The organism is Streptococcus infantis (assembly GCF_047460685.1).
In the GTDB taxonomy this organism is placed as follows: domain Bacteria; phylum Bacillota; class Bacilli; order Lactobacillales; family Streptococcaceae; genus Streptococcus; species Streptococcus infantis_AD.
The window spans coordinates 73378-97033 of sequence record NZ_JASHFS010000001.1; the positions used below are offsets into that span (position 1 = coordinate 73378).

25 protein-coding genes and 2 other annotated features are annotated in these 23656 nt (G+C 41.9%); of the genes, 4 read left to right on the plus strand and 21 right to left on the minus strand.

The annotated features are described in order from the left end of the window. Positions 1 to 16: 16 nt before the first annotated feature. The 6 genes from QM917_RS00275 to QM917_RS00300 all read right to left on the minus strand — a co-directional run bounded on the left by QM917_RS00275 (position 17) and on the right by QM917_RS00300 (position 3175). The gene (locus tag QM917_RS00275; protein WP_153225496.1) at positions 17 to 397 is read right to left on the minus strand and encodes a rhodanese-like domain-containing protein; all 381 of its coding nucleotides are present in this window, start codon (positions 395 to 397) and stop codon (positions 17 to 19) included. 5 nt (positions 398 to 402) lie between these two features. Next, positions 403 to 627, minus strand: a complete 225-nt coding sequence (locus QM917_RS00280) for a YqgQ family protein (protein ID WP_000646475.1) — start codon at positions 625 to 627, stop codon at positions 403 to 405. A 49-nt stretch (positions 628 to 676) separates the two neighbouring features. Continuing rightward, positions 677 to 1144 (minus strand): ECF transporter S component, encoded by a 468-nt coding sequence (locus QM917_RS00285; RefSeq protein WP_414284242.1) that lies wholly within the window; start codon positions 1142 to 1144, stop codon positions 677 to 679. Then, the gene (locus tag QM917_RS00290) at positions 1122 to 1895 is read right to left on the minus strand and encodes a bifunctional hydroxymethylpyrimidine kinase/phosphomethylpyrimidine kinase (protein ID WP_414284244.1); all 774 of its coding nucleotides are present in this window, start codon (positions 1893 to 1895) and stop codon (positions 1122 to 1124) included. The genes QM917_RS00285 and QM917_RS00290 overlap by 23 nt, the downstream gene beginning before the upstream one ends. Next, on the minus strand, positions 1885 to 2634 hold the full coding sequence (gene truA / locus QM917_RS00295; protein ID WP_414284246.1) for a tRNA pseudouridine(38-40) synthase TruA: 750 nt from the start codon (positions 2632 to 2634) through the stop codon (positions 1885 to 1887). Before truA ends, QM917_RS00290 begins: the two co-directional genes overlap by 11 nt. Positions 2635 to 2719: 85 nt before the next feature. Further along, on the minus strand, positions 2720 to 3175 hold the full coding sequence (locus QM917_RS00300) for a GNAT family N-acetyltransferase (protein WP_414284372.1): 456 nt from the start codon (positions 3173 to 3175) through the stop codon (positions 2720 to 2722). A 70-nt stretch (positions 3176 to 3245) separates the two neighbouring features. Here QM917_RS00300 and QM917_RS00305 point away from each other — a divergent pair, with 70 nt between their 5' ends. After that, the gene (locus tag QM917_RS00305; RefSeq protein WP_414284248.1) at positions 3246 to 3908 is read left to right on the plus strand and encodes a prepilin peptidase; all 663 of its coding nucleotides are present in this window, start codon (positions 3246 to 3248) and stop codon (positions 3906 to 3908) included. On the opposite strand, the gene trpA is transcribed toward QM917_RS00305, so the two are convergent. From trpA to QM917_RS00365, 12 genes are all read right to left on the minus strand, one after another. Then, positions 3877 to 4659, minus strand: a complete 783-nt coding sequence (trpA, locus tag QM917_RS00310) for a tryptophan synthase subunit alpha (protein ID WP_414284250.1) — start codon at positions 4657 to 4659, stop codon at positions 3877 to 3879. The two genes, QM917_RS00305 and trpA, sit on opposite strands and share 32 nt — an antisense overlap. Then, on the minus strand, positions 4652 to 5875 hold the full coding sequence (gene trpB, locus QM917_RS00315) for a tryptophan synthase subunit beta (RefSeq protein ID WP_153225489.1): 1224 nt from the start codon (positions 5873 to 5875) through the stop codon (positions 4652 to 4654). Before trpB (QM917_RS00315) ends, trpA begins: the two co-directional genes overlap by 8 nt. Further along, positions 5853 to 6452 carry a phosphoribosylanthranilate isomerase gene (locus QM917_RS00320; RefSeq protein ID WP_414284251.1) on the minus strand — a complete coding sequence of 200 codons (600 nt, stop codon included), beginning with the start codon at positions 6450 to 6452 and terminating at the stop codon, positions 5853 to 5855. Before QM917_RS00320 ends, trpB (QM917_RS00315) begins: the two co-directional genes overlap by 23 nt. Further along, positions 6439 to 7206 carry an indole-3-glycerol phosphate synthase TrpC gene (trpC, locus tag QM917_RS00325; protein WP_281335316.1) on the minus strand — a complete coding sequence of 256 codons (768 nt, stop codon included), beginning with the start codon at positions 7204 to 7206 and terminating at the stop codon, positions 6439 to 6441. Before trpC ends, QM917_RS00320 begins: the two co-directional genes overlap by 14 nt. Continuing rightward, entirely contained in the window at positions 7203 to 8207 is a 1005-nt protein-coding gene (gene trpD, locus QM917_RS00330) for an anthranilate phosphoribosyltransferase (RefSeq protein WP_414284252.1), read from the minus strand. Before trpD ends, trpC begins: the two co-directional genes overlap by 4 nt. A 10-nt stretch (positions 8208 to 8217) precedes the next feature. After that, positions 8218 to 8784, minus strand: coding sequence for an aminodeoxychorismate/anthranilate synthase component II (locus QM917_RS00335; RefSeq protein ID WP_248035972.1), 567 nt, complete (start codon positions 8782 to 8784; stop codon positions 8218 to 8220). After that, positions 8781 to 10142: an anthranilate synthase component I gene (gene trpE, locus QM917_RS00340; protein ID WP_414284254.1), complete on the minus strand. Its 1362-nt coding sequence runs from the start codon at positions 10140 to 10142 to the stop codon at positions 8781 to 8783. Before trpE ends, QM917_RS00335 begins: the two co-directional genes overlap by 4 nt. A gap of 315 nt (positions 10143 to 10457) precedes the next feature. Further along, positions 10458 to 10689 (minus strand) — a binding site (T-box leader). Continuing rightward, positions 10680 to 11858, minus strand: coding sequence for a tryptophan synthase subunit beta (gene trpB, locus QM917_RS00345; RefSeq protein WP_414284255.1), 1179 nt, complete (start codon positions 11856 to 11858; stop codon positions 10680 to 10682). Its footprint overlaps the feature before it by 10 nt. A gap of 63 nt (positions 11859 to 11921) precedes the next feature. Then, positions 11922 to 12152, minus strand: a binding site (T-box leader). Positions 12153 to 12212: 60 nt separating this feature from the next. Beyond that, the gene (locus QM917_RS00350; protein ID WP_414276446.1) at positions 12213 to 13439 is read right to left on the minus strand and encodes a DegT/DnrJ/EryC1/StrS family aminotransferase; all 1227 of its coding nucleotides are present in this window, start codon (positions 13437 to 13439) and stop codon (positions 12213 to 12215) included. Positions 13440 to 13477: 38 nt separating this feature from the next. Further along, positions 13478 to 14170, minus strand: coding sequence for a sugar transferase (locus tag QM917_RS00355; protein ID WP_301559471.1), 693 nt, complete (start codon positions 14168 to 14170; stop codon positions 13478 to 13480). 106 nt (positions 14171 to 14276) lie between these two features. After that, positions 14277 to 16019, minus strand: coding sequence for an ABC transporter ATP-binding protein (locus QM917_RS00360; RefSeq protein WP_414284257.1), 1743 nt, complete (start codon positions 16017 to 16019; stop codon positions 14277 to 14279). Then, complete coding sequence (locus QM917_RS00365; RefSeq protein ID WP_414284258.1) at positions 16009 to 17754, minus strand: ABC transporter ATP-binding protein; 1746 nt, start codon at positions 17752 to 17754, stop codon at positions 16009 to 16011. Before QM917_RS00365 ends, QM917_RS00360 begins: the two co-directional genes overlap by 11 nt. Before the next feature lie 262 nt (positions 17755 to 18016). Between QM917_RS00365 and QM917_RS00370 the strand changes: the two genes are divergently transcribed. Both QM917_RS00370 and QM917_RS00375 read left to right on the plus strand, forming a co-directional pair. Next, a complete protein-coding gene (locus tag QM917_RS00370) occupies positions 18017 to 18844 on the plus strand; it encodes an exodeoxyribonuclease III (RefSeq protein ID WP_414284260.1) in 828 nt (275 codons plus the stop codon). Positions 18845 to 18855: 11 nt separating this feature from the next. After that, positions 18856 to 19242 carry a bleomycin resistance protein gene (locus QM917_RS00375; protein WP_414284262.1) on the plus strand — a complete coding sequence of 129 codons (387 nt, stop codon included), beginning with the start codon at positions 18856 to 18858 and terminating at the stop codon, positions 19240 to 19242. Positions 19243 to 19304: 62 nt separating this feature from the next. Here the strand turns inward: QM917_RS00375 and QM917_RS00380 are convergent, their stop codons facing one another. From QM917_RS00380 to QM917_RS00390, 3 genes are all read right to left on the minus strand, one after another. After that, positions 19305 to 19709, minus strand: coding sequence for a PaaI family thioesterase (locus QM917_RS00380; protein ID WP_045763132.1), 405 nt, complete (start codon positions 19707 to 19709; stop codon positions 19305 to 19307). A gap of 72 nt (positions 19710 to 19781) precedes the next feature. Next, positions 19782 to 21260 carry a UDP-glucose--hexose-1-phosphate uridylyltransferase gene (locus tag QM917_RS00385; protein WP_414284264.1) on the minus strand — a complete coding sequence of 493 codons (1479 nt, stop codon included), beginning with the start codon at positions 21258 to 21260 and terminating at the stop codon, positions 19782 to 19784. A gap of 18 nt (positions 21261 to 21278) precedes the next feature. Next, on the minus strand, positions 21279 to 22457 hold the full coding sequence (locus tag QM917_RS00390; RefSeq protein WP_414284266.1) for a galactokinase: 1179 nt from the start codon (positions 22455 to 22457) through the stop codon (positions 21279 to 21281). A 167-nt stretch (positions 22458 to 22624) separates the two neighbouring features. Between QM917_RS00390 and QM917_RS00395 the strand changes: the two genes are divergently transcribed. Further along, positions 22625 to 23626: a LacI family DNA-binding transcriptional regulator gene (locus QM917_RS00395; protein WP_414284268.1), complete on the plus strand. Its 1002-nt coding sequence runs from the start codon at positions 22625 to 22627 to the stop codon at positions 23624 to 23626. The last annotated feature ends 30 nt before the right edge of the window (positions 23627 to 23656 follow it).

The window sequence follows — 23656 nt, forward strand, 5'->3', positions numbered from 1 at the left end:
AAGTTTTTTCACATTGTTAATTAGATTTCACCTTCCCTGTCCAAGAATCCAATCCGTAAGAGAGGATATAGATTTCTGAGAAACCTTGTTTTTTCAAGAAAAGTGCTGCATTTGTGACACGTTGCGCACGTTGGTTTTCATAGAGAAGGACAGGTTTATCCTTGCGAAGAGCTGCAAGACTTGTCTTCAATTGGTTTGAAGGAATATTACGAGCTCCAAGGATATGTTTTTTGTGGAAGTCAGCTGGATCACGCAAGTCGATCAACTGACCTGTACGAATCAAAGACTCAAACTCTGCATTGTCTACAATTTTCGCTGCACGACGAATGCGAAGATAGTTGTATCCCATCCATGCCAACATCGCTACAATAAGTCCCCATAATACCCAAGTTACCATATTACCTAATCTCCATTTTTTTCTAAATAGTCTAATTCTAGTTTGTGCTCTCTGCGAAGAACAGCCTCCGCTTCAAGATAGTCCAGCTTGTCCATCAAGCCTGCATCATAGATTCGCGATAACTCGATCTTCATCAGTTCAATGTCATAGAGACGTTTTCCCATATAGACAATGATACCAAACTGTTTGAGAAATTGTTGCACATCGTAGAGTGTTTTCATAGCTTTCATTTTAGCAAATTATCAGAGTTTTTTCAATAGTTGCCATGGAAGACTATTTTTACTGCTTACTAATGTTCTTGATACTCCGATATAGAAGATACCCAACAACCATCCCAACAAAATTCTGTAACAGATTGTGAGGGACATCTAACCAGGCTTGCCCCCAACCTTTCATCCAAGCAGTCGCACATGCATATCCAGCTACCATGATGATAGTCGCCAAAACTAATCCAAGCCCCTGCCATTTTCCTTTAAAACCTGCAAAATATCCCTGCAGACCATGGAAAAGCAAGCTGAAGAACATCCAGTGAGGGTAACCTGAAATCAGGTCAATGAGGAAACCTCCTAGACCCCCAACGATGGCTCCTTCACGGCGCCCATAATAAAAAGCGGTAAAGAAGATTCCTGCATCTAAAAGAGTTAAGATTCCTGCTTGAGTTGGGATTTTTACAATATAACCTAAAACTACTGATAGAGCAGTTAGTATAGATAATAGGGCAATTTTAGTTGTTTTGGTTTGCTTCATACTGTCTCACTCCATATTGATCTGCTTGTGCAATGGCACGGTAAACAAAGGCTTTGGAAGTTTCAATTGCTGGTAATAGTTCCTCTCCCTTGACTAACTGACTAGCAATGCTTGACGCAAAGGTACATCCTGCACCAGCATTTTGTCCTTGGATGACTGGATTTTCAAGAATAGTGAAATTCTCCCCATCATAAAAGACATCCACAGCCTTATCCTGACTGAGGCGATTTCCACCCTTGATAATCACTGCTGGTGCACCCAAGTCATGTAATTTCTGCGCTGCAGCCTTCATATCTTCCAGACTTTCAATCTTTTGGTCTGCAAGCAACTCCGCCTCAGGAAGATTCGGAGTAATCACAGATACATAAGGGAAAAAGCGAATCAACTCTTGACAAAGCTCACTGACTGCAACGTCGTGTGTTTCCTTACAAACCAATACAGGGTCTAAGACCACTGGAACCCCTGATCTTTCCTTGATGAAATTTAAGGCTTTCTCAGCAACACCAACAGTCGGTAAGAGGCCAATCTTAATTCCTCCAAAGTCTACGCTCTTGAGGCTATCCAACTGTTGTTGGAAAATAGTCTCATCTGTTGGGAAGATCTCAAAACCATTTTCCGTCAAAGCAGTTAAACAAGTCATAGCTACAAAACCATGCAAGCCATTCAAGGTGTAGGTGGCAAGGTCTGCTGCCAATCCACCACCACTAAAAATATCATTTCCTGAAAGTGCTAAAATACGATTATTCTTCATAACGAATCTCCTTTAAATACAAACCATTAGGCGCTGCAGTTGGACCTGCCAACTGTCTGTCTTTTTTCTCCAAGATGAGGTCAATCTGTTCAATCGGCATTCGATTGTTGCCAATTTTCAACAGAGTTCCAACCATATTTCGAATCTGCTTATAGAGGAAACCATTGCCTGAGAAGGTAAAGGTCAAAAACTGCCCTGTTTCATCAACCCTAAGACTAGCTTCTGTGATCGTTCTTACCTTGTCTTCCACACTAGTCCCTGATGCCGTAAAACCAGTAAAGTCATGTGTTCCCTCTAGTTTTTTTACAGCAAGTTGCATCCGCTCCACATCTAGTGGATAAGGATAATGAGTCGCATAATGGCGACGCATGGGATTTTTAGGACGTCCTCTATCTACAATAAACTCATAGGTCTTGCTATGCTTGGCATAACGGCAATGAAAATCATCGGCCACTATCTCAATCGAAATCACATCGATATCTTCAGGACTTTGGGTATCAAGAGCAAAACGAAGTTTTTCCTCATCCATCTGATAGGGAAGGTCAAAATGGATGACCTGGCCTAAAGCATGAACGCCACTGTCCGTTCGCCCAGCGCCATGAATGGTAATGGCTTGTCCTTTATTTAATTTGGTTAAAGTTTTTTCAATTTCCTCTTGGACACTACGCGCGTGAGGTTGCCGCTGAAAACCAGCAAAGTCGTAGCCATCATAAGAAATTATAGCTTTATATCTAGTCATGTATCTATTTTATCAAGAAAATTTCTCTGCAACAAGTTTGAGAATTAAAAATTGTAAGGGGACAGTTCTTGGTATCATCTAGTCCTTACCTAGATTTTCTCATTATGTATTTACGTTCTGGAACTTCAATGGTTTGAACAACTTCAAATCCCTCTTTGTGGTAGAGATTTTTGGCTCTTTGATTTGACTCAAAAACCGTTAGGGAAATACTCTCTATTTCTTCATTTTCAAACATTTCTTGAACGAAACCTTGAAAAGCTTTTCTACCTAATCCTTTCCCCTGCTTATGTGGAGCTATGAGAAATCTTCCAATATGAAGATTTTTATCTTCTAGTTTGATTTTCTGGATGATGCCTACAAACTCTTCTCCAACAAAAATGGAAAAAATTCCTTCCAGCTTTTGTAAGGTTTGGGCATTCAAGGGATAAGAAATTTTGGGACCCATCCATTGCTTCTGGAAACTTTTTCCCAAAGCATTAGACCACTGACAAATGAGTTGGGCATTTTCTAACTGAAGTCCTTTTTCAAAGTGAATTTTCATATTTGATCCTAAAACTTCTCCTATATCCAACTATTATACTCTTTCTCTTATTTTTTCCGAATAAATAAGTATGATTCATCTTTATTTTTTTCTTGTTGGAACGATTCTTGCTTCCTTTCTAGGTTTAGTCATCGATCGCTTCCCGGAACAATCCATCGTCTTACCTGCAAGTCACTGTGATTCTTGCCAGACTCGTTTGAGACCACTGGATTTGATTCCGATTGTGTCCCAGATATTCAATCGCTTTCGCTGTAGCTACTGCAAGGTCCACTACCCTTTCTGGTATGCCCTCTTTGAGTTGGGATTGGGATTGCTCTTTTTAACTTTTTCTTTAGGATTTCTAACTTTAGGTCAAGTCATTTTGATCACCACTGGCTTGACTTTAGGTATTTACGACGTCCGCCATCAAGAATATCCCTTGCTAGTCTGGCTGACTTTCCACCTAGTCCTCATGGTATGCTGTGGTTGGAATCTAATCATGGCTTTCTTCTTGATTCTTGGAATCATTGCCCATGTTATCGATATCCGTATAGGAGCAGGTGATTTTCTCTTTCTTGCTTCCTGTGCTCTTGTTTTTAGTCTTACCGAAATACTGATTCTCATTCAATTTGCCTCCACAACCGGCATTCTAGCCTTTCTCCTGCTAAAGAAAAAGGAAAGACTTCCTTTTGTGCCTTTCCTCTTACTTGCTGCTTGCGCGATTATTTTTGGTAAGCTACTGCTTCTCGGATAAAGTCAGCGATTTCTGCTACTTGTCCTTCATGCAGAGCCTTAACAATCTTGGAACCGACGATAACACCGTCTGATACAGTATTGAAGCGTTCCACATCAGCCTGTGTGGATACACCAAATCCTGTCAAGACTGAAATATCAGCTACTTGATGAAGTTGAGACAAGTGCTTGTCCAAGTCAGATCGGTAATTTCCTGACTTCCCTGTCACTCCATTGATAGCAACGGCATAGACAAATCCTTCTGCCCCTTCAATGAGTTCTTTTTGACGCTCAATTCCTGTTGTCAAACTAACTAAGGGAATCAAAGCAATGTCTGTACCTGCCAAGAAGGGCTCTACAAAATTAGCATGCTCATGAGGGAGATCCGGAATAATCAAGCCCTTGACTGCTGTATCAGCAAGATCTTTAACCAATTTCTCCACACCATACTGAAAGAGGGGGTTAAAGTAGGTCATGATGACAAGTGGAACCTCTGTTTCAATGGTTTTCAAGGTTTCAACCAAAGCCTGGGTAGAGGTCCCGTGGGCTAGACTGCGCAAGCCAGCTTCTTCGATAACAGGTCCATCTGCAACAGGGTCTGAAAAGGGAATACCCACTTCAATAGCCGAAACACCCAAATCTTCTAAAAAGTGTATTGTTTCTCCGAGTCCATCCAAACCTTTCTCATGGTCTCCAGCCATGATATAGGGAACAAAAATTCCTTTTCCAGCTGCTTTTATAGCGTTTAATTTTTCTGTTAGTGTCTTAGGCATGAGCTTCTCCCTTCTTTGCTGCATCTGCTTCCAAACGGTCCTTGACTTGAACCACATCCTTGTCCCCACGACCTGATAGGCAGACAATCATAGACTTTTCTGGTCCAAGTTCTTTGGCTAATTTCACCGCAAAGGCGATGGCATGGCTAGATTCCAAAGCTGGGATAATTCCTTCCACACGAGACAAAAGTTGAAATCCTTCCAAGGCTTCCTCATCTGTCACTGGCACATAAGTCGCACGCTTGATATCGTGGTAATGGGAATGCTCTGGACCGATACCTGGATAGTCCAAACCTGCTGAGATAGAGAAGGCTTCAAGAATTTGACCATGGGCATCTTGGAGCACATCCATGAGAGAACCGTGAAGGACACCCGGACGACCCTTGGTCAAGGTAGCTGCGTGGTGCTCTGTATCCACACCGAGTCCTGCTGCTTCAGCACCATACATAGCTACTGCCTCATCTTCCACAAATGGATGGAAGAGTCCGATGGCATTAGAGCCACCACCAACACAGGCTACTAGGGCATCTGGTAAATTTTCACCTGTCAATTCACGGTACTGTTGTTTGGCTTCTCTTCCGATAACACTTTGGAAATCACGAACAATTTCTGGGAAAGGATGGGGCCCCAAGGCAGAACCAAGGATATAGTGGGTATCATCGATATTTGCAACCCAAGAACGAAGGGCTGCATTGACCGCATCCTTGAGCACGCGCGAACCATCTGTCACAGCCTCTACCTTAGCTCCTAAAAGCTCCATGCGGAAAACATTGAGGGCTTGGCGTTTGACATCTTCCTCGCCCATGTAGATAGTACATTCCATGTTGAAGAGAGCTGCAGCTGTTGCAGTTGCCACACCGTGTTGACCAGCACCTGTCTCAGCGATAATTTTCTTCTTGCCCATGCGTTTAGCCAGTAAAACTTGTCCTAAGGCATTGTTAATCTTGTGGGCGCCTGTATGGTTGAGGTCTTCACGTTTAAGGTAAATCTTGGCTCCGCCGATATGCTGGGTCAAGTTTTTTGCGTAGTAAAGAGGTGTTTCACGACCTACATATTGGCGCAAAAGTTGGTTTAACTCCTCTTGGAAACTTGGATCTGCCTGACTTTCACGATAAGCCTCTTCTAACTCCAATACTGCTGTCATCAATGTTTCTGGGACAAAGCGTCCACCGAATTTTCCGTAAAATCCATCTTTATTTGGTTCTTGATATGCCATGTTTTACCCTCTCTATAAATCTTCTTATCTTTTCATGATCTTTTTGTCCGTCTGTCTCTACCCCACTTGATACATCTACTGCAAAGGGATAGAAATGCTGAATTGCTCTTGCTACATTGTCCTCATTTAGCCCGCCTGCGATGAAGAAAGGCTGGGCCAGTTCTGTCGTATCCAGTCGCCCCCAGTCAAATGTTTGACCACTTCCTGCGACAGGTGCATCAAAGAGTAGATAATCTGCCTGAGAATTGGGTACATGCCCCCCTTCATCGACCTGAACAGCCTGAATGCTACCACAAGGTAAATTTTCAAATAGTTTATCTACTACCTGACCGTGAACTTGTACAAAATCCAAACCAACTTTGTCTACCGCTTCTAACAGTTCTACCCGACTGGGTGAAACAAATACTCCAACTTTTTGAATATGGCTAGGAATAAACTTAGCCAGCTCTATGGCTTGTTCTACGGTCACCTGTCTTTTGCTAGGAGCAAAGACAAAACCAATGTAGTCTGCACCAGCCGACACAGTTGTTTTTACGGCTTCTTTGGTCGATAGTCCACAAATCTTAACCTTTGTCAATCTGCAACTCCTTGATTCTCTGGGCTACATCTTCAGCTTGCATGAGAGCTGTTCCCACCAAAATTCCGTTAAAGTATGGTGCTACTCGTTTTGCATCCTCCTCTGTAAAAATAGCAGATTCGGAAATGTAGAAGCAATCATCCTTGAAATATTTGGCCAAGTCTACACTGGTCTGTAAGTCGACTTCAAAGGTGGTCAAGTTGCGATTGTTGACACCGATAATTTGAGCTCCAAGTCTATGAGCCACTTCCAGTTCAGCAAGATTATGAGTTTCCACCAAAACTTCTAGACCAAGATCTGTCGCGTAGTCATAAAGCTCCTTGAGTCGTTTTTCAGATAAGGCCGCTACGATGAGCAAGATGACGGTCGCACCTGCATTGCGAGCACGGATGATTTGCTTTTCATCGATAATAAAATCCTTATTCAGTGTCAGGATCTGTACCTGACTAGAAATCTCACGAAGGTACTCCAAATGACCTTTGAAGAAAACTTCATCTGTCAGAACAGAAATCATAACTGCTCCGTTAGCCTCGTAAGTCTGGGCCTGTTTTACGATATCCACATCAAGATTGATATCACCTAGACTTGGACTTGCCTTTTTGACCTCAGCAATGATTTGCAAACGGTCTTGGTGATTTTTTAAATATTCACTCAATCGATAAGTTTGACGCAAGGATTGAAGCTCCTCTCGCTCCATCTTTTCAACTTCACGCGCCTTTTGCTCTAGGATACGTGATAAAAATTCCTGACTCATCTTTGGTACTCCTGTAGTAGTCTGAGTTTTTCAAGGGCCTTACCACTGGCAATCACTTGACGTGCCAATTCAACTCCGTCCTTGATACTGTCTGCTTTCCCATTGGCGTAGAATCCGAGACCTGCATTTAAGACTGTTGTTTCCAAGAATGGACTTGGTTCGTTATTAAGAACACTGACAAGAATGGCTGCATTCTCATGAGCATTTCCTCCACGAATGTCTTCAATAGCAATGCGTTCCATTCCCAAATCTTCTGGAGTAAAGGTTGATAAAGTAATTTCACCATTTTCAAGAAGGGCAATGCTGGTAGTTCCATTCAAACCAGCTTCATCCAATCCTTCTGGACCAGCTACTACAATGGCACGTTTGCGACCCATGTTTTTCAAGACCTGAGCAGTACTTTCCAGAAGTTCAGGACGACTGATTCCTAGAAGCTGTGTTTCCAAAATCATTGGATGGATGAGCGGTCCTGTCAAATTCATGATGGTTGGAATTCCCAACTCCAAGCGTGCCGGCATAATATATTTCATAGCTGGGTGCATGTTTTTGGCAAAGAGAAAGACAATACCTGTTTGATCAAATACCTTACCCAATTGTGATGGTTTAAGGTCGATATTGATTCCCAAAGCTTGCAAGACATCTGCTGAACCAGATTTAGAAGAGATAGAACGATTTCCATGTTTGGCCATATGAATGCCGCCACCAGCCAAGACAAAGGCTGCAGTTGTAGAAATGTTGAAGCTAAATGACTTATCTCCACCTGTACCGCAGTTATCCATAGCATCTTGAATGTTGGTTGGAATGTGTTGAGCATGTCCTCTCATGACTTGAGCGAGGGCTGTTCTTTCTTCAGGTGTTTCTCCCTTCATCTTGAGAGCTAAAAGAAGTGATGCAATTTGTGCTTCTGTCACTCGCCCTGTCACGATGCGTTCGATCACATCTGTCATTTCCACACTTGATAAATCTTCAAAGTTCGCTAATTTTTCAATAATTTCTTTCATTTTGTCTTCCTCACTTTACAACTTTCTCGATAAAATTCTGAATAGAAGATAGGCCATCTGGCGTTCCAATACTTTCTGGATGATACTGCAAGCCATAAATCGGCAAGGTTTTGTGTTGAATCCCCATAATGGCTTGGTCATCTGTCGAACGAGCTGTCACTTCAAACTCTTCTGGCATCTCTTCAATTAAAATACTGTGGTAACGCATGACTGGACGATTATCCTCGATTCCTTGATAGAGAACGGATGGAGTCTCAAATCGAATCTGACTCTGCTTGCCATGCATGACTTTTGGAGCCAAGCCCAACTTGCCACCAAAGACTTCTGCGATGGCTTGGTGCCCCAAACAAATCCCTAGAATCGGTTTCTTACCTGCAAAATCACGAATCACTTCTTCCATCTTCCCAGCATCAGCTGGCCAACCTGGACCGGGAGAAAAGACCAGCCCATCTGCCTTTGTAGCTTCTTCATAAAGGTTTGGATCATCATTTCTCAAAACCTGAACTTCTGCGAAATTCCCAATATATTGAGCCAAGTTATAGGTAAATGAATCATAATTATCAATCAATAAAATCATGGTCTTAGTTCTCCCATTCTAGTCATAGATTTAGCTTTGTTAATGGTTTCTTGGTATTCGTTTTGGGCGATAGAATCATAAACAATTCCTGCTCCAGCCTGCACATAGGCTGTTTTATTTTTTAGAATCATGGTTCGAATTGCAATGGCAAAGTCCATATCTCCAGTTGCTGAAAGGTAGCCGATAGCTCCGGCATAAACGCCTCGCTTCTCTGTTTCCAACTCATAGATGCGTTTCATGGCCCGAATCTTAGGGGCCCCCGATACTGTTCCTGCCGGAAGAGTCGCCTTCAAGGCATCCATGGCAGTGAGTTCTGGTAACAAACGTCCTTTAACTACGCTGGTCAAATGCATGACATAGCGGAAAAGTTCCACTTCCATATACTTGGTTACTTGGACACTTGCTGTTTCAGCAATTCTACCGATATCATTGCGTCCTAGGTCCACTAGCATTCGGTGTTCTGCCGTCTCCTTTTCATCAGAAAGTAGATTACTAGCTAATGCTGCATCTTCCTCGTCATTGGCACCTCTAGGTCCCGTACCTGCAATCGGATTGGTTGTTACAATGCCGTTTTTTACGGAAACCAAACTCTCAGGACTGGCACCGATGATTTGATAATCTCCAAAGTCATAAAAGTATAGGTAATTTGATGGATTTGTTACTCGGAGATTTCTGTAGAAGTCAAAAGGATTTCCAGTTACTTCTGCTGAGAAACGCTGACTGAGCACGCATTGGAACATATCTCCGTTACGAATCAAGTCGCGAGCTGTTTCTACCATTTCTTCAAATTTCTGAGGAGCGATATGTGGTCTAAACTGAAGTGGAGAAAGGTCCAAATCTTCAAATTCATTTGATGCTGGGATTTTTAACTCCTCTAAAGCTTGATCCAAAGCCGCTTCTAGTTCTTCATTGCTTCGATCACTGTAAAGAGCATCCTCGATGATATGAATTTTTTCTTTCTTGTGGTCAAATACCATATAACTCTCGTAAACAAAGAAATGCATATCTGGCGTCCCAATCGTATCCTCAGGAAGCTGGCCAATCTCTTCGTAAAGAGAAATCATGTCGTAACCAACAAAGCCAATCGCTCCACCACCAAAAGGTAGGTCTGAATGATGCTGACTCTTTTGTGTCACCTCATAAAGGAAATCCAATGGGTCACGATCAATCACTTGGCCATTTTGATAAAGAACTCCATTCTCAAACTTAATCTCAAAAACTGGATTATAGGCCAAGATAGAAAATCGAGCATTTTCCTTTTCTCTTGGGATACTTTCAAGTATGACCTTGTATTGTCCGTTCAAGCGCATATACGCCAAGATTGGTGATAAAACATCTCCATGAATGATTCGTTCCATTGTATTTTCCCTTTCAGTCAATAATTTATAGACTTTTAGTCTTAATTTCTTACCTTTTTCTATTTCCCTTAAATAGTGCGGACGGGAGCAACTTTCTCCGAAATTTCATCCCTAATTTTTTGAGCCATATGTCTCAAAAATTCCGTCCTAGAGAAGCATCTTTGCTTCTCTAGGATACCACCATGGCGGGAAACATCTTTTAGAAACTCACTTCGTTCGTAAATATTCTATAACGTTCTATTTATTGAAAATATTTAAAAAATGAATCGCAATATCTGAGGTAAATATATAAAAATCCCCACGCAAAATAACTTGCGTGAGGACGAAATTCGCGGTGCCACCTCAATTATAGGATTTCTCCTATCTCTCATTCCTGTCTCAGATAACTCCTGTAACAGGTCGTGCGATAAAGGGCACTCCCTTGAGAATTATGTTTTCTTCTCTCATTTCAGATGGACCCAATCTTACAGCTTTCTCTGCTTGTTTTCAGCAACCACAAGCTCTCTGTGAGAGAAATCTCTGTATCTTTTCCATCTTTTATTTTTTAGCTTCAAGGTAGTCTGCAATAGCAGCTACGTCCTTGTCTCCACGACCAGAGACATTGATGACGATAATCTCATCTTTACTTAGTTTTGGTGCTCGTTTGACTGCTTCTGCGATAGCATGGGAGCTTTCAATAGCTGGGATAATTCCTTCAGTCTTGCTAAGTAAAAGCAAGGCTTGGACAGCTTCTTCATCAGTCGCTGCAACATATTCTACACGACCAGAGTCTTTAAAGAAGGCGTGTTCTGGTCCAACCCCTGGATAGTCTAAACCAGCAGAGATAGAGTAAACAGGTGCAACATTTCCATCTTCACCAAAGACTGCATAGGTTTTCATTCCATCGACAATCCCTACACTACCCTTGGTCATTGTTGCCGCGTGTTTATCGGTATCTAAACCGTGACCAGCAGCTTCTACCCCAACCAATTTAACATCTTCATCAGCTACATACTGTGAAAAGGCACCAATGGCATTAGAACCACCACCCACACAGGCAATGACGTAGTCTGGCAAACGTCCTTCTTTTTCCAAGATCTGACGTCGAGACTCTTCACTAATAACTTTTTGGAATTCATGAACAATCGTTGGATAAGGGTGAGGTCCTACAGCTGAACCTAAAACGTAGAAAGCTTCAAGGTCATTCATCCACGCACCAAAGGCTGCATCGACCGCATCCTTCAGAGTACGTGTTCCCGTTTCAACTGCATGAACAGTTGCTCCCATCATCTCCATACGGAAGACGTTGAGACGTTGACGTTCCACATCTTCTGCCCCCATGTAGACATCACAGGCCATACCAAATTTGGCTGCTGCAGCAGCTGTCGCAACACCGTGCTGGCCAGCTCCTGTCTCTGCAATCACACGTTTTTTACCCATGCGTTTAGCAAGAAGAATCTGTCCAAGGACATTGTTAAGTTTGTGTGAACCAAGGTGGTTAAGATCTTCACGTTTGAGATAGATCTTAGCACCTCCTAGATAATCCGTCAAACTTTCTGCAAAATAGAGCGGAGTCTCACGACCTGAATAATCTTTCAAGTAATGACGATATTCTGCCAAAAATTCTGGATCATCCTTGTATTTATCAAAAGTCACTTCCAACTCATCTAATAAAGCCTGAATTGGTTCTGGTACAAAACTACCACCAAATTTTCCAAAATAACCTTTAGTTGTCATAAGATTCCTCTTTTCTACTGTTTCCAAGATAAGAAAAAAGCCCACACACGGAATTTACTTCCATGTGAGGGCGTTTGTAACGCGGTACCACCTCAATTGTAAAGAGAATATCCCCTTTACATCTCTGCCTTGTCTAACAACAAGTTGCACTGTAAGGTGTGCCTACCGAATTTTCATTGTTTCAAATTCACTTTTAAAATCAGCCCAATTTCACTAGTTTCAACCACCTGTTCACAGTAACCACAGGCTCCCTGAAGATCAAAAATAATTACTTTTCTGATTTGTTGAGTTAATTATATGTTATTGTTTTTTCTTTGTCAACCGTTTTCACTAATTTTTTACTAATTTTTTTAATTATTTTTCTGAAGCGCCTAGAACTTCTTCAGAAACTCTGACAAAAGTTTCAATGATATAATCTACTTCTTCATCCGTTAATTTCGTGTGAAGTGGTAGTGTAATTTCATTTACAAAGAAAGCATAAGCTCGTGGATAATCAGCCATGTCAAATCCTAGATTCTTATAGGCTGTCAAAAGAGGAAGCGGTTTGTAGTGAACGTTACTTGCGATTCCAGCTTTGGCCAATTCTTGGATAATTTGATTGCGTTGTTCGAGACTTGCTCCTTCTACATGGGTAACGTAAAGGTGACGACAAGATTCTACAGTATCTGTCTTATGAGCCAATGGGTGAATACGAGTTCCTGCAAATCCACGGTCATAGCAAGTTACGATTTCTTTACGACGTTGAAGCAAGCCAGGATAACGATCCAATTGTACCAAACCAATTGAAGCCATGATATCCGTCATGTTGCACTTGTAGGCAGGTGTTACGATATCGTATTCCCATGAACCTAGTTGCATCTTGGCAAGAGCATCTTTAGTTTGACCATGAAGAGATAGGATTTGGAATTCCTTGTACATTTCTTCATCATCAATAGCTGGATTAGCTTTCCAAGTAGCACTTCCTCCTTCAGCAGTTGTGAAGTTCTTAACTGCGTGGAAAGAGAATGATGTAAAGTCTGCAATGGAACCAGCTGGTTGTCCTTTATAGGTTGAACCCAAAGCATGAGCACTATCAGAGACAATCACAATACGGTTAAAGGCCTTTTGCCACTTGCTAGTAGCTGTAAAGAGGTCACGTTTCTTCTCAACAACTTGGAACAAACGGTCATAGTCACAAACAATCCCTGCAAGCTCAACCGGAATAATCACCTTAGTCTTTTCAGTAATGGCTTGCTCAAGCAAGTCATAGTCCATTTCAAACGTATCTGCTTGGATATCCACCATGACAGGTGTTGCTCCCACGTGAGTGATGACACTACATGAAGCTGTATAAGTCATAGCTGGAACGATGACTTCATCCCCAGGTCCCACTTCCAAAACACGCAAAATCAACTCAAGAGCGGCAGTTGCAGAGTTGAGGCAGACTGTCTTAGGTGTCTGAGTATAGGCAGATAGACGACGCTCCAATTCTTTTGTCTTTGGACCTGTTGTGATCCAACCAGAACGGAGGGTATCTGCTACTTCAGCAATTTCTGCTTCGGTAATATCGGGTGGTGAAAATGGAATATTGTAATTTGGCATTGATTTACTCCTTTTACTGTATTCACTCTTGTGATTACTTATTTTAAAACTTCAAATACAGTCTGGAACATGATTTTGATATCTCCGAAGAAATTAAAATCACGTAGGTAGGCTAGATTATAGTGCATCTTTTCTGGAAGGACTCTTTCGACATAAGCTTGGTCGACCGACATACCTTTTGCAGTCATTTGACTAATAATGGCATCCTCGTCCTTATAGTTAATGCTGGCAAGCGATGTAATCCCTGCTGGCAAGAGCAAGGTAGCCATCATTTCAGGGCTGTACTGCTCAGTATAGCGTGGTACTTCTGGACGAGTTCCCACAAAGGACATCTCTCCTTTGAGAACATTGACCAATTGTGGAAGTTCATCCAAACGAACACGGCGAATGAAATTTCCAACCTTGGTGATACGGCTGTCATTGGCAGAAGTTACTAGACTTCCTTTCTTGTCCGCATCCGTCACCATAGTCCGGAATTTCCAAATTTTGAAATGTCGGTTGTACTGGGTTACCCGCACTTGCTTGTAAATAACTGGACCCTTGCTATCTAGCTTGATCCAGATGCTTAGAATCAGGAATAAGGGGGAGGTCAAGATTAACAAGACTACGGCTAGAAACAAATCTAGACAACGCTTGAAAATCAGTGAGCCTTTTCTTCTAGACACAAGCTGGTAGTATGGTTTTACCTCGCTCAATTGCATTTCTTGAGGTAGCTCATCCCATTTCAGCATGCACATTCTCCTCTGTTTTTTATATATAATCTTTATTAACATTCTACATTATACCACAAAATGAAAGAGGCAGTGCAAGAAATCTGTGTTTTAAAGGAATTCTTCCTTAGGAAAGAGCCCCTGCCTGCAAACTATACATCTTGTGATAGGTTCCACCCAATGCTAGGAGTTCCTCGTGGGTTCCACTTTCGATGATTCGTCCCTTATCTAGAACATAGATACAGTTAGCATCCTGAATGGTAGAAAGGCGATGGGCGATGGCAATGGTTGTCCGACCTTGTCTCATCTTAGCTAGGGAATTTTGGACCAGAGCTTCTGTTTCAGAGTCGATATTGGCTGTCGCTTCATCCAAAATCAGGATTTTAGGTTGACTGGCAACAGTTCTAGCAAAGGCAAGAAGCTGACGTTGACCAGTTGAAAAACTCGAACCACGCTCAGATACAGGAGCATCATAACCTAAAGGAAGATCTTGAATGAAGGAATCTGCATCGACAAATTCTGCTGCAGCCTTGATTTGGTCATCGCTGATATCTTGGTACATGGCGATATTGGACTTAATGGTCCCATGATAGAGGAAGGGGTCCTGTAGAACCAAACCGATGTTTTTTCTCAACTCCTCTTGACTATACTCTCGAATATCCACACCATCTAGGAGAACCCGACCTGACTGGAATTCATAAAAGCGCATCAGAACATTGATAATAGAAGATTTTCCCGATCCCGTATGACCGACAAAGGCAATGGTTTCACCTTTATTGACGGTAAAGGAAATATCATCGAGAATTTGGTGTTTTCCATCATAAGAGAAGGACACATGTTCAAAGCGGATATTCCCTTCTTGAATCTTGAATTGGCCATTTTCTTGGACCGGTTCATAGTTGGACTCATCGATCAGTGCAAAGACACGACCTGCTGATACCATGGATGTCTGAAGAGTAGAAAAGTTTTGCGTTACCTCGATGAGCGGATCAAAGAGACGGTTAATGTACTGGATAAAGGCATACATAGTTCCTGCCGTTATTCCTAGATAAAGTCCGCGATAGCCAAAATAAGCCATCAAAACCGCATATCCCAACAGCTTCAACAAACTCATAGCTGGACGTAAAAAGAGAGAATCCAAGGCTACTGAACGGTTAGCATAGACTAGGTGTTCCTGGTTTATCTCATCAAACTCTTCTTGCAGGCGTTTTTCTTGGTTAAAGGCTTGAATAATGCGAATTCCTTCGATATTTTCTGCCAGCTTACTGTTAATATCTGACAGTAGACTTCTGGTTTTTTCAATGACCTTGACCGATTTTTTACGGTAGAGATTGACCAAAAGGATAATCAAAGGCAGAAAGAGCAAGACTAAAGCAGTCAGACGATAGTCCAGAACTAACATGGTATAAAGTGTCGTCACGAATATAAAGACTGCCGAGATAAAGCTGGATAAAATTCCTGAAAACATATCACTAATAGTCTCAGTATCATTGGTCAAACGCGAAACAATGGAACCTGCAGGTGTTTTATCAAAATAAGACATGCCTAGCTTTTCCATATTGGCAAAGGCATCACGTCGAATATCTCTAACGATGCTGTAGGACACGCGCGCAAAAAGGAGATTCCCCACATATTGGACAATAGTTTGAAGAATGTAGAGACCATAGTAAACTAGCAAAACTGTAACAGCAAGTTGATTGAGATTGTTTAGATACTGGTCGATAAAGTGCGAAGCTACTAGGGGGATAATACTCTTAACAACAGTCGTCGCAAGGAGAAAAGCAAGGGCTAAAAAGGTGAGGACCCCATAGGGCTTAAGATAAGACAACAAACGCTTCAATACAACCCATTGTTCTTGTTTATTCCGCATCTTCTTCTCCTTTCATTTCTAACTGTTGAGACTGGTAGGTCTGGGCATACCAACCATCCAAGGCTAGTAAGTCTTCATGCCTACCTCGTTCAATGATGCGACCATCCTGCATGACCAAAATCAAATCTGCATGAACAACTGCACTGAGACGATGGGCAGTGATGATAGTCGTTTTATCTTTGCGAGTTTCCTTGAGATTATCGATGATCGCGAACTCTGTCTTAGCATCCACAGCTGACAAGGAATCATCTAAAATCAAGATATCAGGATTTAAAATCATAGCCCGACTCATAGCCAGACGTTGCTTTTGCCCACCAGATAGACTAACACCTTTTTCCCCGATAACTGTATCAAACCCCTCAGGCATGGCTTGAATGTCTTGATAGACTTGAGCCAACTGAGTTGCTTTCTCTACTGCAGAGAAAGGTAGGTCAGGATTTCCAAAACAAATATTCTCTATGATAGAACTAGCAAAGAGAAATTGGTCCTGTGGAACGTATCCCATCAAACTACGTAAGTCAGCTAGTCGATAGTCACGAATGTCATGACCATTTAGATAAATAGCTCCTTTGTCAACGTCATACTCACGTAGGAGCAATTTAATCAAAGCTGTTTTCCCTGAACCAGTTTGTCCAACCAAGCCTAAGGTTTGCCCTTTTTCGAGGCTAAAATGGATATCTTTCAGCGTCTCTTCGTCTTCAAAGGCAAAACGATCAATGGCATAGTCTAAGCGCCCATTTTCAATCCCGTTAAGTGGAGATGCTGGGTCTTTGACAGGTGACTCTTGAGACAAGATGCTCTCAATTCGTTGATAAGAAACCTTCCCTCTTTGAGTAATATTAAAGAGGAAACCAATAGCCATCAAGGGCCAGACCAACATATCCAAGTAAGAGATAAAGGTGACAAGGTTCCCGACAGTTACCTGTCCTGCTTGCACCATAAAGGCACCGACTAAGAGAGTTAAGGCATAGGAAGAAGCAACAAAGAGTAGAACCATGGGGTCAAAGAGACTATCGTATTTCATAGTTTGCAAGTTCTTTTGGAAGGTCAAATCATTGACTTCCTGGAAAGATGCCAACTCATCAGATTGATAGCCAAAGGACTTGGTTACCTTGATACCCGATACAGATTCTTGAACCTTATTGTTGAGTTCAGAAAAGGCTGCTTGGGATTCGCCAAAAGCCTTATGGGTCTTTCTCCCCAGACGACTAGTCCCATAAGCCATAAACGGCAAAGGTAGAATAGCAACCAAGGTCATCTGCCAAGAAATGCTTACTAGCATGGTCAACAGAGTGACCAAGGCCGTGATAGAGGCATCCACTGCCATCATGACACCACCACCTGCTAAACGAGTCAGAGCATTGATATCATTGGTTGCGTGAGCCATCAAATCCCCAGTCCGATAATTCTGATAAAAAGCAGGCGACATTCTTGTAAAGTGTTCAAATAGTCTTGAACGCATGATTTGTCCAAGTCGGTAGGAGGTCCCTAGGATATACATGCGCCAAACATAACGCAGGTAGTACATTCCGAAAGCTGCCAGCAGGAGATAAAAGAGATGGAGCAGGAGCTCATCTTGTGTTAATCGTCCCGAAGTAATGGCATCGATTACGCGCCCCATTACCATAGGTGGGATAAGGTTTAGTACAGAAACCAAAACCAAAGCTACAATTCCAACTAGGTAACGGCGTTTTTCTAATTTAAAAAACCACCAGAGTTTTTGGATGATGGACATAAAATTCCTTTCTAATAACAAATGGAAACCTGAGGCGACTGCCTCAGGTTTTTCCTATTCATAGGTGATGATACTAACTTAAACTTTGTCATATTCAGCGATAAAGATACTCAAAGGAGTAACATTTCATTTATTTTCAATCTTTTACATAAATCATTCTCTATTATATAGGAATGACCTGGATTTTTCAAACTATACGCTGGGGAAATACTTCTTTTTCTGGTATAATATTGTCTATAATCTGAATGAAAAGGTAAACATTATGAAACTGATCTCATGGAATATTGATTCCCTAAACGCTGCACTCACGAGTGACTCTGCGCGTGCGAAATTATCACAAGATGTCCTCCAAACCTTGGTAGCCGAAGACGCTGATATTATCGCCATCCAAGAAACCAAGCTTTCAGCTAAAGGTCCTACTAAAAAACACCTCGAGGTGTTGGAAGAACTCTTCCCTGGATATGAAAATACTTGGCGTTCCTCTCAAGAACCTGCTCGTAAAGGTTATGCTGGAACCATGTTTCTCTATAAGAAAGAACTCACTCCAACTATCAGCTTCCCAGAAATCGGTGCACCTTCTACCATGGACTCTGAAGGCCGTATCATCACTTTAGAATTTGATACATTTTTCGTGACTCAAGTTTACACACCAAACGCTGGTGATGGACTCAAACGCTTGGAAGATCGTCAAGTCTGGGATGTCAAATATGCGGAGTACTTGGCTCAACTAGACAAGCAAAAACCTGTCCTAGCAACCGGGGACTACAACGTTGCCCACAAGGAAATTGACCTTGCCAACCCAGCCAGCAACCGTCGTTCACCAGGATTTACAGACGAAGAACGTGAAGGATTTACAAAACTTTTAGCCAAAGGATTTACAGATACCTTCCGCCATATCCATGGAGACGTTCCAGAGCGCTACACTTGGTGGGCACAACGCAGCAAGACTTCAAAAATCAACAACACAGGCTGGAGAATCGACTACTGGCTCACAAGTAACCGTGTAGCAGACAAGGTTATCAAGTCAGACATGATTGACTCAGGCGCACGCCAAGACCATACACCAATTGTCTTGGAGATTGAATTGTAAGGAGTTTCTTTATGGACTACAATGCAGTTATTCCCGAGTTTATGGTATCGAATCTAGAACAGTCTCGTTCCTTCTACTGTGATTTACTGGGTTTTACCATCGAATACGAGCGCCCAGAAGAAAAATTTCTCTTCCTTTCTCTTGAAGATTGCCAGCTAATGCTAGAGGAAGGGACAAAGGATGAATTAATTGAACTGACTTACCCATTTAGTCGTGGAGTCAATATCTCCTTTGGCATCAATGATGTCCCTAGACTCTATCAGAAAGTAATCGAGTCTAACTATCCTATTCATCGTCCTTTAACCAAAAGAGAATTTCGTGTTGGCGACCATTATATCTTTCCTCATGAATTTGCAGTTCTAGACCCAGATGGCTATTTTTTAAGATTTAGCGAGTAGAATAACACTACAGTGGAAAAAGAAATATAAAAAAGAGGCTTGAACCTCTTTTTTTATGTTTCTTATATCCTCACCTGTCTATCTTCAGATCGTTGTCCTGTGACAAACATGGTGAAGGTTGCCTTGCAAACATTTCGACCATCTTGGTTGGTGATATCAACATCGACGACACAAGTGGTGCGTCCATGATGGACACATTCTCCTTTGATAGTGAGAATGTCCCCTAGATTTCCAGCTTTCAAGTAGTTAATGGAAGACTGGAGTGTCACCCCGTCTAATCCTAGCGAAATCACCACAAGACCACTGATTTGGTCACAAAGAGTAAATAGATAGCCTCCATGGGCATTCCCATAATAGTTGAGTGAGGAGTCCACTACTTTTGTCGTCACCACAACGTGACCATCTCTCATTTTTTCAATTTCGTAGTTTTCAAAGGCAGATATAGCGTCAAAGTGAAAATCTTTCATACGTTCCTCCTGATATTTCAAACGACACTATGATACTACTTTTCAAGACTCTACGCAAGAGAGAAGCTCTTATTAGGGCAAAATACCAACCTGCTCCACAAAGCGCATAAAGGCTGCCTGTCCTTCTTCTGTTTGCTTGTAAACCCCTGCATCTTCCAATACCCGAGCAAAGATTTTACCCACAGATTCTTGGACAATTTCGAGAGCTTGGTCTTTATCAGTCAATCCAGGATGATTTTCTTTCAACTCATCTGCCCATTCTTGGTGATAAGTTGCGACTGATACTTCTTCTCCGACTAGATAAGCTGCTACTTGCTCCACTTCTTCCTTCAAGCGTGGTGGCAAGATTGCTAAGCCCATAACCTCAATCAAACCGATATTTTCCTTCTTGATATGTTGGACATCCTTATGAGGATGATAGATACCATCTGGATGCTCTGGAGATGTTTGATTATCCCGCAAGACCAAATCCAACTCAAACTGCCCATCTCTTTTACGCGCAATCGGTGTGATAGTGTGATGCGGTGTTCCATTACTTTCTGCCAAGACATGTACACTTGGATCTGAGTATTGACGCCAAGCCAGTAAGATTTTATCCGCTAGTTCTGTCAAATCTTCTTTAGAATCTGAAGATAGTCGAATCACAGACATAGGCCATTGAACAATCCCTGCTTTGACAGTTTCAAAACCTTCAAAAGTAACGTTTTTCTGAATAGGAGCCACTTCCATTGGAAAAACATGGCGCCCCCCTTGATAATGATCGTGCGTCAGGATGGAACCACCCACGATTGGCAAATCAGCATTCGAACCAGCAAAGTAGCCTGGAAACTGCTCCACAATTGCTAACAAACGTTCAAAACTTTGGCGACTAATGGCCATAGGACGATGCTTGCTATCTAGGAAAATACAGTGCTCATTAAAGTAAGCGTAAGGCGAATACTGGAAGCCCCACTCCTGACCAGAAATATCAAAACGTATAATCCGGTGATTGCTTCTAGCTGGATGATTGACACGACCATGGTATCCTTCATTTTCCATACAGAGCTGACATTGAGGATAGTTACTGGATTTAACCAACTTAGCTGCCGCTATCTCTTTTGGATCCTTTTCAGGCTTAGAGAGATTGATGGTAATCTCTAGTTCACCGTAGTCAGATGGTACACGATAAGCAATATTCTTTGCGATAGCCTTTAGTTTGATGTAGTCATTTCTCTGACTGAGTTGGTAGAAATCCGCAATTGCCTGCTCTGGTGACTGGGCATAGGTATTCCAAAAATCACGATTAACCTGACTTGGACAAGGCGTTACCAAGTCCATGAGGTCGGCACCGAGAATTTCGCGCGCAGCCTGACTATCTTCAATTGTTTCCAATCGAACGGCTTCCTCGACAAGATGGTCTTTGAGATCAATCAAGTTGTCCTGATCAATCTCAACTTCAAGAACTCCATCTCCCACTAGTGCTAAAACACGATTAGTCAGATAAATCCGATCCAACTCTTCAAATCTACTTTCTGCAATGACTTTGGTCACAAATTTTTCTACTAAGGTCACTAAATAACCTCCTTCTGACTATTCAAGAACGCGAGTTCCACCTGCCACTTCAGCGATATAGAAGCTTGGAGCGTAGCCAACGATTTCTTCATAGTGCTTGCCTACAGCTTCTTTAAAGGACTCAACAGCATCCTTTTGAACCAAGGCAATCGCACAACCACCAAAACCTGCTCCTGTCATACGAGCACCAAGAACACCTTCTTGAGCCCAAGCTGTATGAACAAGGGTATCTAATTCCAAGCCAGTCACTTCATAATCATGCTCAAGTGAAACATGAGAAGCATTCATCAAACGACCAAACTTGTCTAAATCTCCTGCTTGAAGAGCCGCTTGCGCTTTAAGGGTACGTTGGTTTTCAAGAACGGCATGGCGAGCACGTTTCAAACGATTTTCGTCTTTGATCAGGTAGCTGTATTCATCAAAAGCCCATTCATCCAATTCACCCAAGGTTTGAATGTCCAAGGCCACTTGGAGTTCTTCTACTGCTTTTTCACATTCAGCACGACGTTCATTGTACTTAGAATCTGCTAGTTCACGGCGTTTGTTGGTGTTCATGATAACAACAACATTGTCCTTCAAATCAAGGGGAACCAAGTCATATTCTAAACTATTTGTATCCAGATAAATGGCACGTTGGTCTGCCCCCATACCGATAGCAAATTGGTCCATGATACCAGAGTTAACACCGATAAAGTTATTCTCTGTCAATTTTCCGATTTTTACTAAATCTAAACGGTCCAATTTTAGATCAAAAAGGTATTCTGCCACGACACCAGTCAAAAGCTCCAAAGATGCAGAAGATGACAAACCAGCACCATTTGGGATATTTCCAAATACATAGAAATCAAAACCTTTATCAATCACATGACCAGCTTCTTGCAAGAAATGAAGGACACCTTTTGGATAGTTGGTCCAGTTGTGCTCTTTCTCAAATTTAAGGTCAGCTAGAGGAACTTCGATAATTCCTTTATCCTCAAAGTTTGCTGAGTAAAAACGCAACACTTGATCATCACGCTTGCGTGCAGCTCCGTAAGTTCCTAGTGAAATAGCTGCTGGGAAAACATGGCCACCGTTGTAGTCAGTATGCTCCCCAATCAAGTTGATACGCCCTGGTGAGAAGAAGGTTTGATCTGCTTCTTGACCAAAAACAGCAAGAAAGTCCTTGCGAAGTGCATCAGCAGTAAGATGTTGTTTCATATGAATTCTCCTTTGACAATTGTTAGGTAAAAAAACTTAACCTGTAATCGTTTTCTTCTATTGTACCCAAGGGTTTTGCTTTGGTCAACATTTTTACCTATATTTTACTAAACTATAGGTAAAAAGCAACAAAAATATGCTATAATAACCTAAAAAGGAGGGGAATTATGGCTACACTCAAAGATATCGCTCAGCTAGCCTCTGTCTCGATCGCAACTGTATCCCGCGTTCTCAATCGCGATCAGAGCCTATCTGTTACAGAAGAAACTCGACATCGTATCTTAACCGTCGCAGAAGAACTAGGATATACAAAACATCTCAAAACAGGCGAAAGTCATAAACTCAAACAAAAAATTGCTATCATCCAGTGGGTGAGCGAACAAGGAGAATTAGAAGATCTCTACTACTACCAGATCCGTCTCGGAATTGAAAAAAGAGCTCAAGAGTTAGACTATGACATTTTGCGCTATTTTAACGACCAACCTTTCACGCTTAGTGAGGAAGTGATTGGTATCCTCTGTATTGGAAAATTTAGTCGAGCACAGATTGCTTCATTCGAGGAATATCAAAAGCCTCTAGTATTTTTAGACAGTGATACGATTGCTCTTGGTCATACCTGTGTCATTACAGATTTTTATAATGCTGTTAGACAGGTTGTTGATTACTTTACAGATCATGATCGTAAAAAGATTGGTATCCTATCCGGTCTTGAAACGACTACTGACCATGAAGAAGTTATCTCAGATAAGCGTTTAGATTACTTTAAATCCTATATGCAAGAAAAGGGAATCTATAACGAAGAATTCATTTTCCAAGGCTCATTTACTGCTCAATCTGGATATGATTTGATGAAGGAAGCTATTGAAAAATTAGGAGATAAGCTTCCACAGGCCTTTTTTGCTGCCAGTGATAGTTTGGCAATTGGTGCCCTTCGTGCCCTTCAAGAAGCCAGCATTAGCATTCCAGAGCGCGTCAGCATTATTTCCTTTAATGATACCATTCTAACCAAGCAAGTGTTCCCACCACTTTCCAGTATTACAGTCTACACCGAAGAAATGGGACGCACAGGAATGGATATTCTGAACAGAGAAGTCCTTCACGGACGCAAAATCCCAAGCCTCACCATGCTAGGAACCAAACTGACTTTAAGAGAAAGTACCTTGCATTAAGTGCAATAGTTGAACACAAAAAAACTAATA